The organism is Coleofasciculus sp. D1-CHI-01 (assembly GCF_040218875.1).
In the GTDB taxonomy this organism is placed as follows: domain Bacteria; phylum Cyanobacteriota; class Cyanobacteriia; order Cyanobacteriales; family Coleofasciculaceae; genus Coleofasciculus.
In genome coordinates this window covers 1-15859 of the sequence record NZ_JAVJQP010000008.1, presented here as the reverse complement: position 1 = coordinate 15859, position 15859 = coordinate 1, and the positions used below count along the sequence as shown (strand labels likewise).

15 protein-coding genes are annotated in these 15859 nt (G+C 43.1%); 5 read left to right on the top strand and 10 right to left on the bottom strand.

Annotated elements, in window-relative coordinates:
• Positions 1-43: 43 nt before the first annotated feature.
• The gene (locus RIB93_RS01160; RefSeq protein WP_446369485.1) at positions 44-262 is read left to right on the top strand and encodes a hypothetical protein; all 219 of its coding nucleotides are present in this window, start codon (positions 44-46) and stop codon (positions 260-262) included.
• 315 nt (positions 263-577) lie between these two features.
• Here the strand turns inward: RIB93_RS01160 and RIB93_RS01155 are convergent, their stop codons facing one another.
• A complete protein-coding gene (locus RIB93_RS01155; protein ID WP_446369483.1) occupies positions 578-1012 on the bottom strand; it encodes an HNH endonuclease in 435 nt (144 codons plus the stop codon).
• Complete coding sequence (locus RIB93_RS01150; RefSeq protein WP_446369481.1) at positions 1002-1397, bottom strand: hypothetical protein; 396 nt, start codon at positions 1395-1397, stop codon at positions 1002-1004. The genes RIB93_RS01155 and RIB93_RS01150 overlap by 11 nt, the downstream gene beginning before the upstream one ends.
• 810 nt (positions 1398-2207) lie before the next feature.
• On the opposite strand from RIB93_RS01150, the gene RIB93_RS01145 reads away from it, so the two are divergent.
• The 3 genes from RIB93_RS01145 to RIB93_RS01135 all read left to right on the top strand — a co-directional run bounded on the left by RIB93_RS01145 (position 2208) and on the right by RIB93_RS01135 (position 6792).
• Positions 2208-3866, top strand: coding sequence for an O-linked N-acetylglucosamine transferase, SPINDLY family protein (locus RIB93_RS01145; protein WP_446369618.1), 1659 nt, complete (start codon positions 2208-2210; stop codon positions 3864-3866).
• Between the two features lie 304 nt (positions 3867-4170).
• Entirely contained in the window at positions 4171-5760 is a 1590-nt protein-coding gene (locus tag RIB93_RS01140) for an FkbM family methyltransferase (protein WP_446369479.1), read from the top strand.
• Between the two features lie 66 nt (positions 5761-5826).
• The gene (locus tag RIB93_RS01135) at positions 5827-6792 is read left to right on the top strand and encodes an FkbM family methyltransferase (RefSeq protein WP_446369477.1); all 966 of its coding nucleotides are present in this window, start codon (positions 5827-5829) and stop codon (positions 6790-6792) included.
• Positions 6793-6905: 113 nt separating this feature from the next.
• Here the strand turns inward: RIB93_RS01135 and RIB93_RS01130 are convergent, their stop codons facing one another.
• The 5 genes from RIB93_RS01130 to RIB93_RS01110 all read right to left on the bottom strand — a co-directional run bounded on the left by RIB93_RS01130 (position 6906) and on the right by RIB93_RS01110 (position 12490).
• Positions 6906-7454, bottom strand: coding sequence for a hypothetical protein (locus tag RIB93_RS01130; RefSeq protein ID WP_446369475.1), 549 nt, complete (start codon positions 7452-7454; stop codon positions 6906-6908).
• Positions 7451-7954 (bottom strand): DUF4365 domain-containing protein, encoded by a 504-nt coding sequence (locus RIB93_RS01125; RefSeq protein WP_446369473.1) that lies wholly within the window; start codon positions 7952-7954, stop codon positions 7451-7453. The genes RIB93_RS01130 and RIB93_RS01125 overlap by 4 nt, the downstream gene beginning before the upstream one ends.
• 150 nt (positions 7955-8104) lie before the next feature.
• Positions 8105-10339 carry an O-linked N-acetylglucosamine transferase, SPINDLY family protein gene (locus RIB93_RS01120; protein WP_446369471.1) on the bottom strand — a complete coding sequence of 745 codons (2235 nt, stop codon included), beginning with the start codon at positions 10337-10339 and terminating at the stop codon, positions 8105-8107.
• Between the two features lie 121 nt (positions 10340-10460).
• The gene (locus RIB93_RS01115; protein ID WP_446369469.1) at positions 10461-11039 is read right to left on the bottom strand and encodes a type IV pilin-like G/H family protein; all 579 of its coding nucleotides are present in this window, start codon (positions 11037-11039) and stop codon (positions 10461-10463) included.
• Positions 11040-11164: 125 nt separating this feature from the next.
• On the bottom strand, positions 11165-12490 hold the full coding sequence (locus RIB93_RS01110; RefSeq protein WP_446369467.1) for a methyltransferase domain-containing protein: 1326 nt from the start codon (positions 12488-12490) through the stop codon (positions 11165-11167).
• Between the two features lie 94 nt (positions 12491-12584).
• On the opposite strand from RIB93_RS01110, the gene RIB93_RS01105 reads away from it, so the two are divergent.
• Positions 12585-12773, top strand: a complete 189-nt coding sequence (locus RIB93_RS01105) for a hypothetical protein (protein ID WP_446369465.1) — start codon at positions 12585-12587, stop codon at positions 12771-12773.
• Between the two features lie 492 nt (positions 12774-13265).
• Here the strand turns inward: RIB93_RS01105 and RIB93_RS01100 are convergent, their stop codons facing one another.
• The 3 genes from RIB93_RS01100 to RIB93_RS01090 form a co-directional block, all read right to left on the bottom strand.
• Complete coding sequence (locus RIB93_RS01100; protein ID WP_446369616.1) at positions 13266-14165, bottom strand: Rpn family recombination-promoting nuclease/putative transposase; 900 nt, start codon at positions 14163-14165, stop codon at positions 13266-13268.
• Between the two features lie 390 nt (positions 14166-14555).
• Complete coding sequence (locus RIB93_RS01095) at positions 14556-14975, bottom strand: PIN domain-containing protein (RefSeq protein ID WP_446369463.1); 420 nt, start codon at positions 14973-14975, stop codon at positions 14556-14558.
• Positions 14972-15370, bottom strand: coding sequence for a hypothetical protein (locus RIB93_RS01090; protein WP_446369461.1), 399 nt, complete (start codon positions 15368-15370; stop codon positions 14972-14974). The genes RIB93_RS01095 and RIB93_RS01090 overlap by 4 nt, the downstream gene beginning before the upstream one ends.
• Positions 15371-15859: the final 489 nt, after the last annotated feature.

The following is a 15859-nucleotide window of genomic DNA, read 5'->3' as shown; positions in this document are numbered from 1 at the left end:
GCGACCCCTCCCTAACCGGACCCTCGAAGGGGAGGGAACAAAATTGGCGCTTGCTGGGAACCAGGCTGCGATCGCGCGGAGCGCAGAAGGGAGGCAATCGCACCATGGAATTGACCGGAAGGGAAAAGGCGATCGCACTGTTTGTCGTCCGGGGGTAGGGGCTATTGACGTGCGCCCGATAAAATTGATGGGAATAGGAAACAGGAGCGATCGCACGATTGAATTAACTGGAACCGAACAGGCGATCGCACGATTGAATTGACCGGAAGGAAACAAGCGATCCTTGTAGGGGCGACCCGCTTGCATCAATGAATAACTCCAATCCCTTCAATTGCATCGGGTCGCCCTTTACTTAATCAACAAAGCAATACCTTGATCTGACCTCTTCCTAACCCTCCCCTTCAAGGGGAGGGAACAAGATTGGCGCTTGCTGGGAATAAGGCTGCGATTGCGCGGAGCGCAGTGCCGGAGGCGATCGCACGATTGAATTGACCGGAAGGAAACAGGCGATCCTGCTAGGGGCGAGATGCACCTCATCAATGAATAATTACATAGTAAGCTTTTGGATTCTTTCTGTTCACTGATTCGGTGGATGCAGTCCGGCTAAGATAAGTAGACGTCGAAGATTTACGACTCCCGGACGGTTGAGTGCAAGTGCTGCGATGGTTGCACGACCGCAGGGGGTTGGACCGAGTAGTTGAGTTAAATCTTCACTCCAATCAAAATGCTCTGTCCAATTCTGCTGACGAGGATTGAATAGGGCAATCTCTTGTCCAGTCTGTGGGTCAGGATAAACAGTGCGGGTGTATTTACGACCATTACAGCCGAAACACGCCCAGGCTAGATTTTCAGTAGTGGTTGCTCCGCCTAGTTGCCGAGGCTTAATATGATCAACGGTAAAGCTATCAGGAGAGAATTCATCTGGGCAACGGCAGTATTCGCATCGATGCTTCGCCCGTTGAGCGATTTCCTGTCTCAGTGCTGTGGGGATTCGTTCATAGTCAGATGGCATGGGAAGGTTGGGATGTCAACTGAATTTGTTGGTTTAAGCGGATTAGGTCAATATTCCTAATCTGCGCGAGTTGGATCAGGGCTTCTAATCGTTTTACTCGCTTCTCCTCTAGCAAGTCTTCGTAACCAATAAGTTCCTGATATTCCGCTTCGCTCAGTTCACCCCATTCACAGCGATCGCGTAATGTGTTTAGATGTACTTGTTCCTCTTCAGAGATATGGCTCTCTATCACCTCAAGCAATTGGGCTTCCTGGGGACTAACTGTACTCGACTGAGGCGGCTGCGCTAAAAATTCCAATAGCTGCACAACTGCTATTAATTTGTCCTGAGGTAGCTGTCCAATCAGCGCGATCGCTTTTTGGTGAATATCAGTAGCAGGAGCCATTGTCCATCCCTAAGTCATGGTTAATTCATATTTTAGCTTTATCGGCGAGAAGCCTCACGGTCTAATCTCTGATTGACCGTGAATCGCACGATTGAATTGACCGGAAGGAAACAAGCGATCCTTGTAGGGGCGACCCGCCTACATCAATGAACAACTCCAATCCATTTAATTGGATCGGGTCGCCCTCGGCTTAAACCTTTGCGCCCAATACAATTGACGGAAATGGAAACAACCTGCGATCGCACCGTTTGTCATTGGCGCATGGACAACCCCAGCTTGCACCCTTGCTTAAGTCAGATGATCGCTTTAGGTACAGAAGTGGGTAAGTTAAAGAGAGTGCCTCGGTTGATAGTCTGGAAGTCGATAGGGTCGCAAGGACAGCAATCACCATTGATTAACCTCAACGATATCAATTTCGTTCTCTTTCCCGATTGGACTCAACCTGAGGAGTTCTTAGAACGTGATTTACAACAAGTGGTAAGGATGAGTGCGACTCATCTGGCGAGTCGGTATATCACGTTGTTGATTGATACAAGTACCATTGCTCAAGCTGATGCTGAACTGTTTTTGTCTGGTGTGACAATGCATCTTTTGATGGCAGAAGATTTCCAGGTTACTGAAGGTGCGGAAATTGTACTCACGGGCAAGCTGAGTTGTAGTGAGTGGCAGGCTCTTTTGCCTCATATTCAAGCTAGACTGGTTTTGGAGTGTGAAAATCAGTTGGCAATTTCCCACGCTCACGCTGAATCTATTCCTGCCTATGATTTGGCAAGCTTGAGTCAGAAAGATGCTAGATTTTTTTTGCAGGAATTGGGGGATGGGTTATTTCAACAGGGAAAATGGCAAGCGGCTAGGGAGTGCTATGAAAAAATTCTGGCAGTTGGGCTTGGAGATGCAGAACTGTATTGGCGGTTGAGTGAATGTTTGAGATATTTACGGCTGACTGATGCAGCGATTAGCTTTCTTACTCAAGGAATTGAATTGTACCCAAAAGAAGGTAAGCTGCATTTCTCGTTAATCATGAATTTGCACGCCATGGGTCGTATTCAAGAGGCAAGAAACCGGGCGAAGATTGCTTCAGAATTATTTCCTAGTAATTATAGGTTTAAAATCCTGAAATACTTGCTTTTACCTATAATCTATGATAATCAAGCGGAAATGGCTGGCTATCGACAAGAATTTATCAGAGGACTACAAGCATTAATTCAGGAAACCTCTCTAGAAACCTATGAAAATCAAAAGAATGCTCTGGTAGGGATAGGTAGCCTGACGAACTTTTATTTGCCCTATCAAGCTCAAAATGATCGAGAACTGCAATCTCAGTATGGAGAATTAGTCCATAAAATTATGGCAGCAAACTATCCGCAATGGGTAGTTCTTGTCTCTATACCACCGCTTCGGGCAAATGATAAAATTCGGATTGGTTACGTTTCCGCTTATCTTCACGCTTACAGTGGAACTCTTTGGTTAACAGGCTGGTTGCGTTATTGCGATCGCACCCGCTTTGAGATCTATTGTTACTATACGGGCAATACGCCGGATGCGGTTACCCAACAGTTCCAAAACTATAGTGATGTATTTTACCATAGTCCTGGTAATCTCGAAAACGTTTGTGAACAAATCATTCGGGATCAACTTCATATTCTCGTCTTTCCAGAAATTGGGATGGACCCGCAAATTAGGCAAATGGGGAGTCTACGATTAGTCCCCGTGCAGTGTGTCGCTTGGGGTCATCCGGTTACGACAGGATTACCGACGATTGATTACTTTTTGTCGAGTGAGTTAATGGAACCGGAAAAAGCACAAGATCATTATTCGGAGAGGTTGATTCGTTTGCCAAATATTGGCGTGGCTTATCCTAAACCCTATATTCCGCCACGAGTTAAGTCCCGTTCAGATTTTCAGCTTCGGGAGGATGCGGTTATTTATTTGTGTTGTCAAGCGCCGTTTAAATATCTGCCTCAATATGATTGGATCTTGGCGGAAATTGCCCGTCGGGTTCCTCAGGCTCAGTTTTTGTTTCTGCGGGGTGATTTACTGAAGCCGCGCTTAAATCGGGCTTTTGCCAAAGTAGGTTTGAGGAGTGAAGAGTATTGTGTGTTTCGTGCTATTCCCGAACGGCTAGACTATTTAATGATCAACTTACTTTCCGATGTTTACCTGGATACATTTTGTTGGTCTGGAGGGAATACAACGTTAGAGGCGATCGCCTGTTGTCTACCTATTGTTACCTGTCCTGGGGAATTTATGCGGGGTCGTCATTCGTATAGCTTTCTGAAAATGCTGGGGGTGACACAGACAATTGCTGAGAATGAGGTAGATTATGTGGAAATTGCGGTAAGGTTGGGTGTAGACTCGGCTTGGCGACGGGAAATCGGGGAACGTATGGCACAGCGACTTGACTATCTTTATGAGGATAGGCTTTGTGTGGCTGGTTTGGAGGCTTTTTATCAGCAGATAATACCTTGATCTGACCCCTCCCTAACCCTCCCCTTGAAGGGGAGGGAACAGGTGATCCTTGTAGGGGCGACCCGCCTGCATCAATGAACAACTCCAATCCACTCCATTGGATCGGGTCGCCCTCGGCTTAAACCCTTGCGCCCAATACAATTGACGGAAATGGTCTTAACCTGCGATCGCACCATCTTGGTTGAGGGGTATAGAACAGGCGCACTGTCCGGATTCGGCAGATTATGTTGAAATTGGGGTAAAGTTAGGTGTAGACTCCCCTTGGCGATGGGATATAGGGAAACGTACTATAAATTAACTTTTTATGGACTCTTCTTTTCATCCGATTGATTCCTATTGGAACTATCTTAAACGTATCGGTCTGACCCTGGATTCAGCCGCGTTATTTTATGTAACGGCTAGTCTGGAAAAGACGGATTGGGATGAGCCGACATCGGCTGTTGAGTTGAATAATGTTGCGGTTGTGGCGTTGATTGAAGCGGAACAAAGCCAGGATGCTTCGGTGCGTTTGCTGTATTTTGAGATGGCGGTTGAGGCGTTGAATCGGGGAGTGGAGTTGTCTGGACATCCCCTTTGTGCGGCTCATCTGGCTCTGGTTTATGGGATGACTGGAGAAACGGGACAGGGAATGCAGATGGCGTTTTCTACGTTTATCCAATGTTTAATGCCTGCTTATGTTGAGGAGTCCATTGATTCAGGGATAGTTTATTTGCCTCATGGTAATCATTGTATCGATAGTCGCGGGGAAAAGCTGGCGGAAATTCTCGGAACTGAGAATGGTTATACTCAATCCCTGCGGCTATTAAGTGAGGTTTTGTGTTATTCAGTTCTGGTTTTTTACAATGTTGCTGGACTGCGATTTCTCCATTTAGCGGCTCAACTTTATCCTGAATCGGCTGCGGTTAATTTAAAGCTGGGGATTTCCAGTTTGACGAATAATCAACAGGAAGGATTGTTTTATTTACATCGGGCGAGAAAGCTGGAGCCAGAACGGGGTAATATTTTACAAGCGCTCTATTTGGCTTATCGAGATTTAGGACAGATGGAGAGTGCTAGGGTATGGCGCAGGATTGGTACTCAGTTGAGCCAGGGAACGTCACAGGGGTTAGAGTTGTATTGGACTCGGTTGGCACAAGAGAGTCACGTTAGTTATGTTCCCTTTGAAAATCAGCTTTTGTTAGCTGTAGAGCCTAGTTTACGCAGTATTGTTACCAGTGTGCTGATTACCGAGGGAGATTGGTTTGAGAAGGAAATGGAGTTTTGGCGGAGTTGGATTAAACCGGGGATGACGGTTATTGATGTGGGGGCGAATGTGGGGGTTTATACGTTTAGTGCGGCGCTCAGGGTAGGAGCAGAAGGGCGTGTGCTAGCGGTTGAGCCGTTTTCTGGGTGTGTGCGTTGTTTGCAAGAAACCTGTAAAGTTAATCAGTTAGATTGGGTGAAAGTTTGTGCAGGTGCGGCGAGTGATCACCAGGGTACGGCTCGGTTGGCGTTGCAAGGGGCGAATGAACTGAATCAGATTGTTGAGGGGGAGGGGGAAAGGATGCAGCCAGGAATGTTTGAGGAGGTGCGCTGCTTTACGCTGGATAGTTTGATTGAGGAAGAAGATATCAATCAGGTTGATTTGTTGAAAATTGATGCAGAAGGGCATGAGCTTAAGGTTTTAGAGGGAAGTAGCCGGATTTTAACCGAATTCCAACCTTGTATCATGTATGAGAATATTGCGGGGAGTCAAGGCGCTAACGTGGCTGTGGCTAATTTTCTCAGAGATAGAGGGTATCAGCTATTTCAGTATAAACCTTTCTTGGAGCAGTTACTTCCTATAGAATCGACCGAAGATTTAGCCGGAATGCTAAACCTAATTGCCATGGTTGATAAGAAAACTTTGAAGTAAATAGTTAGCGTTAGCGTTCCCCAAATTATCATATTTTTTTATAAAGTGCTAATAGAGGATGATTAAATGTCGGTATTTCTTTCAAGCTTAAAGAAAAGTGGTCATCTGGATCAGATTCATATAACTCTATGTAATATCGGCTCTCGGAAAGTGGGAGTTGATGATGACTATGCGAGTCAAGGATGGGGTATTTTTGCGCCTCACTTGACTATTTACGGCTTTGATGCTGATGTGGATGCTTGTGATGCAGCAAATGCTGATCTGGAAGCGCGACAGGTGAATTGGACAGAAAAACACATTCCTTTAGCACTGGGAAACTCTGTAGGAGAATCTACACTCTATGTCACTCAACATCCGATGTGTAGTTCCCTATATCCTCCTAATGAACCTTATTTAGCAAGGTTTGCAGGGCTACCAGAATTAGTTAACTTAGATTTTACTATAGGAATTGAGACAACAACGTTAGATGCTTTTTGTCAAAAGGAAGGAATCAATGAAATTGATTTTCTGCAAATTGATGTTCAAGGTGCAGAATTTCAGGTATTAGAGGGAGCGCGTTGGATATTAGAACGTAGTATTTTAGCGGTTCAAGTTGAAGTTGAGTTTTCCAGCTTGTATCTCAATCAACCTCTGTTTGCTGATGTAGATACTTTTTTGAGGAAACAGGATTTTACTTTGTTTGATCTCTCTAAGGCTTACCGTATTCGGGCTAGATCACCAATTCAATCCTCGGTTCATCCTGGACAATTACTCTGGGCTGATGCATATTACTTTCGGGATTTGATAGGAGAGGATAGCAGTATACCTTTAAAAACACCTGAGCAAATTTTCAAGTTAGCTTGCATCGCTGACATTATGAATTTTTCAGATTATGCCTTGGAGTTACTAGAGTATTTAACTCTTCAATATGGCACAGATACTAATTATAATTTTGCTAACACTATTCTAGAAAGTCTTTCTCAGTTTCCTGAACTGGTGCAACAAGGGTTAGATTCGTTACCTATTGTTGCTAGTATTCGAGATTATATATAGTGTCCAAATATTCCAGTCTTAAAATGGCTTGTTCGACTTCTTTGTTATTCAATTCGATATTCACTTTGAATGAAGATGATTTTTTGGATTCAATCACTAGAATGTCTCCACGGTTAATTTTTCCAGGCTTCATCTATGGTAAAATTGCGAGTATTATTAAGAATAAAGACGTTACCTTCCTTGATTAAGTCCCCTATACAGGATACAGGTAAGCGTTCTTGATAGGCTTTAATCGCTTTAATATAGTCATGATCAAATAACTCTGCTTTGATTTTACAAAATTTATCAAAAATCACACTAATTAGTGTGATTTCTCCGCTGAGCTTATCGGGGTTAGGCGAGTTAATTTGCATAACCACTCCCTGAATAATTCTATTGGAAAGTTTAATGATTAAATCATTGAGAATATCAAGTTGGGAACGTTCTTCTGCTTTGGCAAGAGTTTCCAGCAGAAGGTTCATGGAAACGGGAAAATCAGGAACGTCTGGATTTAGGGGTAAGACAAGGTTAAATTGCCCGTGGGATTCTTTGTCTTTGAGCCAAATTATTGCCTGATCTGGTATCTGCTGCTTTTGTTGCCAACCCTTTGCCTGGAGGTAAGTTGCTACCTGTTGGGGATGTATGGCTTTGAGTAATTCAATATCTTTAACTGTTACATTCATAACCGTTCTCCTACTGTAATGCGCTGCATCATGGTTTTAAGTACATTGGCAGTGAATATATTTTCTCTGGGTATATAAACGGTGATGGTTTCTTGATTCTGGGTTGGTGCTTTACCTGCTAAAGATATCCAGTAAGCGCAACGCTTGAGGCAGAGTTCAGCTTCGGATTGATTTAACCAGTCATTTACTTGGTCTGGGACGATGACGACAATTAAGATTAAGGGAGGATAGCGATCGCGGATTCTTAATTCTTCATAGTTTTTGACGGAGAGAGGATATCTGATAGCGTTATCAGTCAGGACTTGTCTGGACGTACATTTGACTTGAACATAGAGGAGAGGGAAGTCTATTATATCTTGATTATTAATGCCTGTGATGATTAGGTCTACACCGAGTCGATCTAGGGGTGTGGTTGTTCTCTGAACGGCACAACCTGCGGTTGCAGCAATGGCATAAATATAGGCATAGCTAAATTCTTCTTTTTGGATGTTAATATCCACTGCGATATTCACCTTGAATGAAGACAAGTGTTTGATTAAATCATAAGAGTGTCTCCCCTGCTTTTTCTTTTACTCAGATTTTACTTGATAGACGTTTTGCACGTTGGGGAATTTGGATATTGACGGCGGTAGCCTTCATGACTCATCAATCTATTTATTCCCTTCCACATAATTTGCCCACATCTGCTCATAAGCTTTTTCCATTTCGCGGGTGAATTGTTTGCCATTCCAGAGGGGAGATGTGTGCTTTGATTGCCGGAGTTTCCAAGATATTTGTTGCCGCAGGGCAGCGTCTTTACCTAAGCGAATACCCCATTCTATATATTCCTCATCAGTCCAGGCAATGCCTTCTTTTACACCCACATTCATCATCATTGTGTAACTGTTACGAGCGGCAAATTGTTCACCAACTCGCGTTACTATAGGAATACACATCCAAAGAGTTTCTAGAGTTGTCGTTGCTCCATTATAGGGATAGGTATCAAGTACCACATCTGCAATACCCAAGTTGGCTCTATGAATTTCCTCTGAAGGAACCATTGGCAGAAAACGCAGGCGATTACCGTTTATTCCTTCTTCTTCTGCAATCTGTTGAAAAAGTCTTTGAAGTGATTCCTGATCTGCTAAACCTTTAATCAGAAAGTAGCTATTCGGCACTTCTTTGATAATTTTCATCTGCCATCGTACTGTATCAGCATGACGCTTGTAACCTCTCTGTGCGCTAAGATATACAACTGCATCACTAGGAATATCTAACTGATCACGCCTTATGCTAGGTACACCCACTTCAAAACCATCAACGGCTATATAAGTTTGAGGTAATCGCCAGATTTTTTCTGTGTAGTAATCCTGCGCGGAATCGGGTAAAACGTAAGGATCAGCAATGAAATAGTCAATTGAGGGTAATCCCGAAGCATCCCAACCCAACCAAGTGACTTGAACAGGGGCAGGTTTCAGCCCCATTACTTCGCAGCTAACATCGGCTGTGCGGCTATCGAGATCTACCAAAATATCAATTTCATCTTGGTAAATTTGGTCAGCTATCTTTATACTATCTTTTCCTAATCGGTGAGCTTTGAATACTTGATTAATATACCATTCTTCTAAAGCATTATTTATGAATTCATTTGTCACAGCATAGGTATAGACTTGAAAGCGATCACGATCATAATACTGAAATATCCATCTAGCTAACCAACCAACAGAATGTCTCCCTAAGCAACTAGACAAATATCCAATTCTTAATGGTTTAGGAGAAATATTCTTCTTTTTATTGAGTAATAAACCTTGGCGGTATCGTACTGATTGTTCATTCGCATAAATTTCTAGATTATTTTGGCAAATTTGAGCGACTTGATTATGAATTAAGCGATTACTTTTTGCATTATCTTTAAAATAACATAGAAAGAAAGTCGAACAAAATAAGCCTAGGACATAACCTTGACTAATATTAAGCGGTTTTTCCTGAATTAGCTCCGATAATAACAATTCGTGCTGTTGAAAAACAGAAAGAGATTCTTGCCAATATCCACCAGCATTCATTAAGGCTCGCAGAAGAATGTGGCTTGTATAAACTTTTGCGGGTAATGTCTGTGCTTCTGAAAAACATAATTTAGCTGTTTCTATGCCTTTGTCATATAGGGTCGCATTTTGATAAAAGGATGCCAGACTCATCATTACCTCTAAACGATTGGCATCTACATTCAGGCATAGCTCAGCCAGCCGTGCGGCTACTCCGGGTTGCTTGATAAAATAAGCAATATCTATAGCTGCATCAATTACAATATAAGTAAAAGCATAAGCATCATCCACATGAGGAAGACAAGCTTCCACGAATTCTAGCAGTAAGGGGTGAAGGGGTGCGTGCTTTAAGCCATTTTTCAGCACCTGAAGCAATAAATCAGAGTCAACTTTCACCTGTGTTTCTGACTGGAGAATCTCTATAACTCCTAGAGACTTTAATTCATCTCCAGTAAACGTCTCCAGCTTGATAGAAAGTTGAATAATCTGCAACAGATTATTGATGTCATTTGGGTTGATTTCCCGGATATGCTGACGAATTGCCCAAGCCAGCGAAAAATCTCCACGCTCTTCTTGCCGCTCAGCTTCAGTTTGTAGAACTTGAAGTAGCTCAGCTGTCCATAAATCAACGTTTTCTGATTCACCTTCCGCTATTGCTAAAAACCAAGTTGTTTGGGCTTCTGCTTCCTGCCCCTGCAACAGCAACATCAAACCTAAATTCCAGTAATGAGACTTGACATCTGGTTCGGCTTCAATGGCTTGTTCATACAGGTTTGCTGCTTTACTGTAGTTTCCCTTAATCAAATATTGCTCAGCTTGCTCCTGCCAGTTACTCAGATTAGTTAAAGAAGATGGAGGATTCATCAGCTATTATTTTCTTAACCTATCATCTTTATAAAACAGAGTGGGTATAATCATTTACCCACTCCAAAAAAATGTCTAACTCAGTTTGGCAAAACCCCTCATAACAATAGTTTCTCTTCTCCTAACCATCTAAGTTTTCATAGGTATCCGGCTCACATTCGGGTGCCTGCTGGGGATCAAACGTCACGGCAGTAAGATCACCTGTGGGACCATTAGCTGACGGAGGTGTCTGTCCCTGACACAACACAGCTAAGGTTGTCGTCTCACTGGTATCCGTAGTGGTTGCTACTCCTACGCCTCCTACATACGCTCTGAGTACCTGCTTGATTGGTTCACCAATATTAGCGACAGCCGTGTGAGTACTACCATCTGCTGCTGCTGCTGGTGCGTCAATCTGGTAATTGTAATTGGTAGTTTGAGTCGAAATACCAAGACCTAATTTGCCGATGTCAGTGGTTGTAACTACAAAATCTGATTTCTCCAGGTAGTAAGCTTGTTGAGAGCGATTCATAGAACCCGTGTACTGTTTCGCTTCCGACTCCTTCGCTTTGTTCGCCTGGTTCAAGAAGGATGGCAGCGCAATAGCAGAGAGAATACCAATAATGATAATAACAACGAGCAGTTCAATCAGCGTGAAGCCCTGATCCTGCTTCTTTTGATTGAGGTGTTGTAGAAACTTAGCTTTCAGTTCAGTCTTCATGAATATTTCCTCTCTAGGGTGGGGGTGTCCGACTTTAACTCCTGAACCTAACTTACCCATCTACGCCCCGTTTCTGATCACCCTCGCCGAAAAATTTTGTTCAACCCTAGGAATATCTCTCAAACTTATCGCTCCAAAAGCACGTAGAGAAAGACTTCCAGCTTCCTTAAAAGTTGCTTTACCTCATCAAACGCCGTCTGTTCACTCACAGGTGCCAACGTCACTAGATCCAAAGGTCGAATTTTCAGCCAGCGTTCCACAATAGCTTTAACCAGCACAGATCCATCCCACAGAGGTAGCAGACAAGCTGCCACCGTACTATCAATCTCCACAGGAGCCAATGCTGGCAGTGTCACATAACTACTGATTACAAACGGCTTCTGCTCAGTAATGCACTTGAGCAAATCTTCCCGCACTTTAGCACTCTTCAACTGGGGATGCAGATGCACCCGTGATTTCTCCCAATCCGACGGCTCCCACTGCTCAACGGGAACTACCAAATCTACTTGACTGGGATGGGCGCACCAGAAGTCCAACAACCTATGTATGGGATGGAGAAGTTCATAAAGATGCAACCGTTCTTCTAACGCAATCTCTGGTAAACTCATCGCCCATAAAGCGGGTAAATTATCCGGTTCTTGAAACAAATCTGTGACATCCCAATATCGCCAGTACACCATACTAACAAATTCCAAATCTGCCTCTCTCAAAGCCGCAAACATTTCCGGAATCGTATATCCTTTATCACCCACCAGCAAATGATTAGACAATAGTGCTGCTCTTCCTTCAGGGGTTTCATAACTTGGATTCCAAGCCCTCGCTTTGAGTTCAACGCCATTCTTCAGGGCTTTCATCGTTTCGATGGCAACCTCTATCTCCATCTCCTCTGGGTTGCCATCCATCAAACCCATCGTTTTAAAGAGTTCTTGAGCGCGAAAATAACCAGATCTCTGGATAGCACTGTGCAGATTCGTGCGAATAATTCCTTGGGGCTTTAAAACCGACTTCATCGCCTTTAGAGCCGCAAATATATCCGGAATCAGATATAGCACCTCATCATTATTAATATAGTCAAATTCCTGACCCAGATTGGCTAAGTCATAAATTGAGAGAACATGGAACTCGACATTCTCAAAGCCATGATGCTGTAACCGTTGTCGCGCTAGCTTAACCGATTCTTCAGAAATATCAATGCCAACGATTTTGGCTCCAGGATTGGCTTCAGCCAACATCAAAGCCTTGTAACCACTGCCACAACCAGCATCCAGAATAACTTTTCCTTGGGTTTCGATAACTTTTTGCTGTCTTAAATAATAAGCCGTAACTAGATTATGAATATAGAGAGCATTCAAGTCATCTTTCGGAGACTGATCGAGGGGAACCCTCGGATAAGGTGCCTTTTCAAACTGCTGGCGAATTTTCTCAATGATTTCGGGAGATAGATTGTCCATTGTTAAATTTCATAACACTGATGTCACGGATTTCTAGAAAGGTTAGGGGTGGGGCGATGGGTGTTACTCACACTGATTTTACAGAGAAATACCGATGAGATTCTATCCTACCCCGGATGCCAACCGAGTTTTGGGTGCGATCGCTCCTTCTGTGTCCTTGTCTGATAACTTTATGTGTCGAGTCTATAGGCAGGCACATTTTCCCATTTTGAAAAGTATACCAGAAAAAACACTGATTTCTCAGATTTATCGAAACCGTAGGGGTGGAGATGTGAGAGGTTAGCCCCACTGATTTCACAGACACAGATGGAGGTGTGAGGACATAATCAACGTAAGATTCGATTGAGACAGATATGAAACGGTTTTCTGTGTCAATCTGTGTCATTTAATCGTGAGTCTACAGCAGAGTGTGATTCAATCTGTGTCATCTGTGTTATCACAAAGCGTCTGGATCAACACCTAGCGATCGCATGAGCTTGCTGCATCCGTCAGGTGCATTTGATAATGTAGGTAATGTAGGGGCTCCTCGCTGCACTATTGTTAGGGTACATCCTTTAATGTAATCGAAAAAGCCGGAATCTTTTGTTCACTGGTTAGAAACGATAACTTGGTGGGTTACGGCTCCTAGATAATTAAATGATTTGTTCTCTTAATTGAATACCGCAAGAACCCACCCTACGGCTTAGGGTTGATGGGGTCTATAGGTAGGCATATTTTCCCATGATGAAAAGTATACCATGAATAAACACGCGATCGCATTCACTCATGACAATTTTTACCTCAACCGTCGCACCTCTTCTAAACTCAAGCCAGTGATTTGACTAATCGCATCTTCATCGACAACCCCAATCATTTTCCTAGCCATTTCTACTTTAGATTCCTGAATACCCTGTTCTCTTCCTTCCTGAATACCCTGTTCTCGTCCCACTTGAATACCCTTTTCCATTCCCTGTTCAATTCCCTGTCTCAACGCCAGTTTAATCGCATTCCGTTGATCATGAATATACATTTCTCGCTGTTCTAGCGCTTCTAACTCTTCACGAGTCATATTCGCTTGATTGGCTACTTCAAACGCTTTCCTTATTTCCGGTACTTGCGCCATTGTTTCTGGAATTGTTTCTAATCCTCTAGCACATTTGATAAAGTATATCCATTTATCTGCTACGGTTTCTAATTCTTCCAGCTCTTTGGTAAACTTGGGTAATTCGACAAAGACTAATTCCAACTCATTAATCGGGTAATCCGTCAACAAGTTCTTTTCTTTGAGAACAAAGTTAGATATCACTTGGGGCAAATCCTCAAACATTTCAAAGTCCGTCAGCGTCAACGCAATCACCGGATTCAATAGGGTATAATCGTCTCCCGGTTGCAATTGAATCGAATAGGCTTTAGCAGCGTTATACAATATCCGCTTCTCAAACCCCGATAAATTCAGGACTTGCATCTCTATAATCACCGTTGTCTCATCGGTTAGTTTGGCTTTTACATCCAGAAACGTATCTTTAATTCCCTGAATCTTCGGAGCGAGATAAGGGTTAATTATTTCTAACTCGGTGATGCGGGGATATCCACCGTAGAGGAGGGAATTCAGGAAACTAATTAGAATATCTGGGTTTTGTTCAGAACCAAATATTTTTTTAAAGGCAAAATCAGTTTTTGGATTAATGAAAATCATACTCATTTTCTCCCCATTAAAATTAGACCTAAAAAACACGCTAGCTGCTGTAAGCTCTACTCGAAGAGCTATCCCATGAGCTTCCTGCATCCGTCAGGTGCATTTGATAATGTAGGGAATGTAGGGGCTCCTCGCTGCACTATTGTTAGGGTACATCCTTTAATGTGATTGGAAAAGCCCGAATCTTTTGTTCACTGGTTAGAAACGATAACTTGGTGGGTTACGGCTCCTAGGTAATTAAATGATTTGTTCTCTTAATTGAATACCGCAAGAGCCCACCCTACGGCTTAGGGTTGATGGGGTCTATAGGTAGGCATATTTTCCCATGATGAAAAGTATACCATAAACCAACACGCGATCGCAGATCAGCCGGAGAAAATCAACCAGGCTTTAGAAATACCAATTTTCGATTTGCAATTCATTAAAATTGGCATAATCGGATACATTATTAGTCACTAAAATTAACTGATTCACCTTAGCAATTGCCGCAATTTGACTATCTGCGAACGAGGGAGTTTTGCCCAGTTTAACCAAACGCGCTCTCTCGTGGGCGTGCCATTCTGCGGCGGCTTCATTGTAAGCAAAAAAAGGTAATTTCGCTTTGACTTCTTCCTGAAGATATTGTTCTAAAGCTTGACGCTTTCTTGATGGTGGTAATCGATTCAAACCGAATAACAGCTCGTGCCAGACTATCGTTGCTGTTGACATTTCTCCAGCATAACGGGATAAATTTGCCATAACTCTGGCATCAGGCTTTGGCTTCATCGGTTCAGATATTATATTACTATCTAGCAAAAATCGAAGTGTCACAAATTCACCTCGCGTCCCGGAGATTTATCGCGCACATCGCCAAAAATAGCATCAACATCAATATCTAGTTCAGCAATATTATACCTGAGCCTAAATTCCTCTAACTTGTCACCAAACTTGCCTTTATCCTGATTAATTGGAGTATCAATAATTTCAATTCTTACGACTTGACCTTCAGGAATATCCAGACGTTCTGAAAATTCTAACGTTTGACCGCGTTTAATCGCTGTGATTTGCATAATCGACTCTCCCGATTTGGAAAAATTATAACAGACACAGATAACCGAGTTTAGACTCACTGGGAACCCAATTTTCTCCATCATCAGCTCAATCCTACCCGATATCGCAACAATTGGGTCTTGGGTGCGATCGCTGAAAACGTCAATCTGTGTCATTTAAGAGTGACTTTACAGCAGAATGTGATTCAATCTGTGTCATCTGTGTTATCACCAAGAGTCTGGATCAACACCTAGCGATCGCATGGGCTTGCTGCATCCGTCAGGTGCATTTGATAATGTAGGTAATGTAAGGGTTCCTCGCTGCACTATTGTTAGGGTACATCCTTGTAATGTGATTGAAAAAGCCCGAATCTTTTGTTCACTGGTTAGAAACGATAACTTGGTGGGTTACGGCTCCTAGGTAATTAAATGATTTGTTCTCTTAATTGAATACTGCCTAACCCACCCTACGGCTTACGGTTGATGGGGTCTATAGGTAGGCACATTTTCCCACGATGAAAAGTATACCATGAATAAACACGCGATCGCATTCACTCATGACAATTCCTACCTCAACCGTCGCACCGCTTCTAGATCATCATCGGTGACGCCATTTACCACAAGGGTGCACGTCTGGCTGTGCTACCCTACGCTGTTCGGCATTTA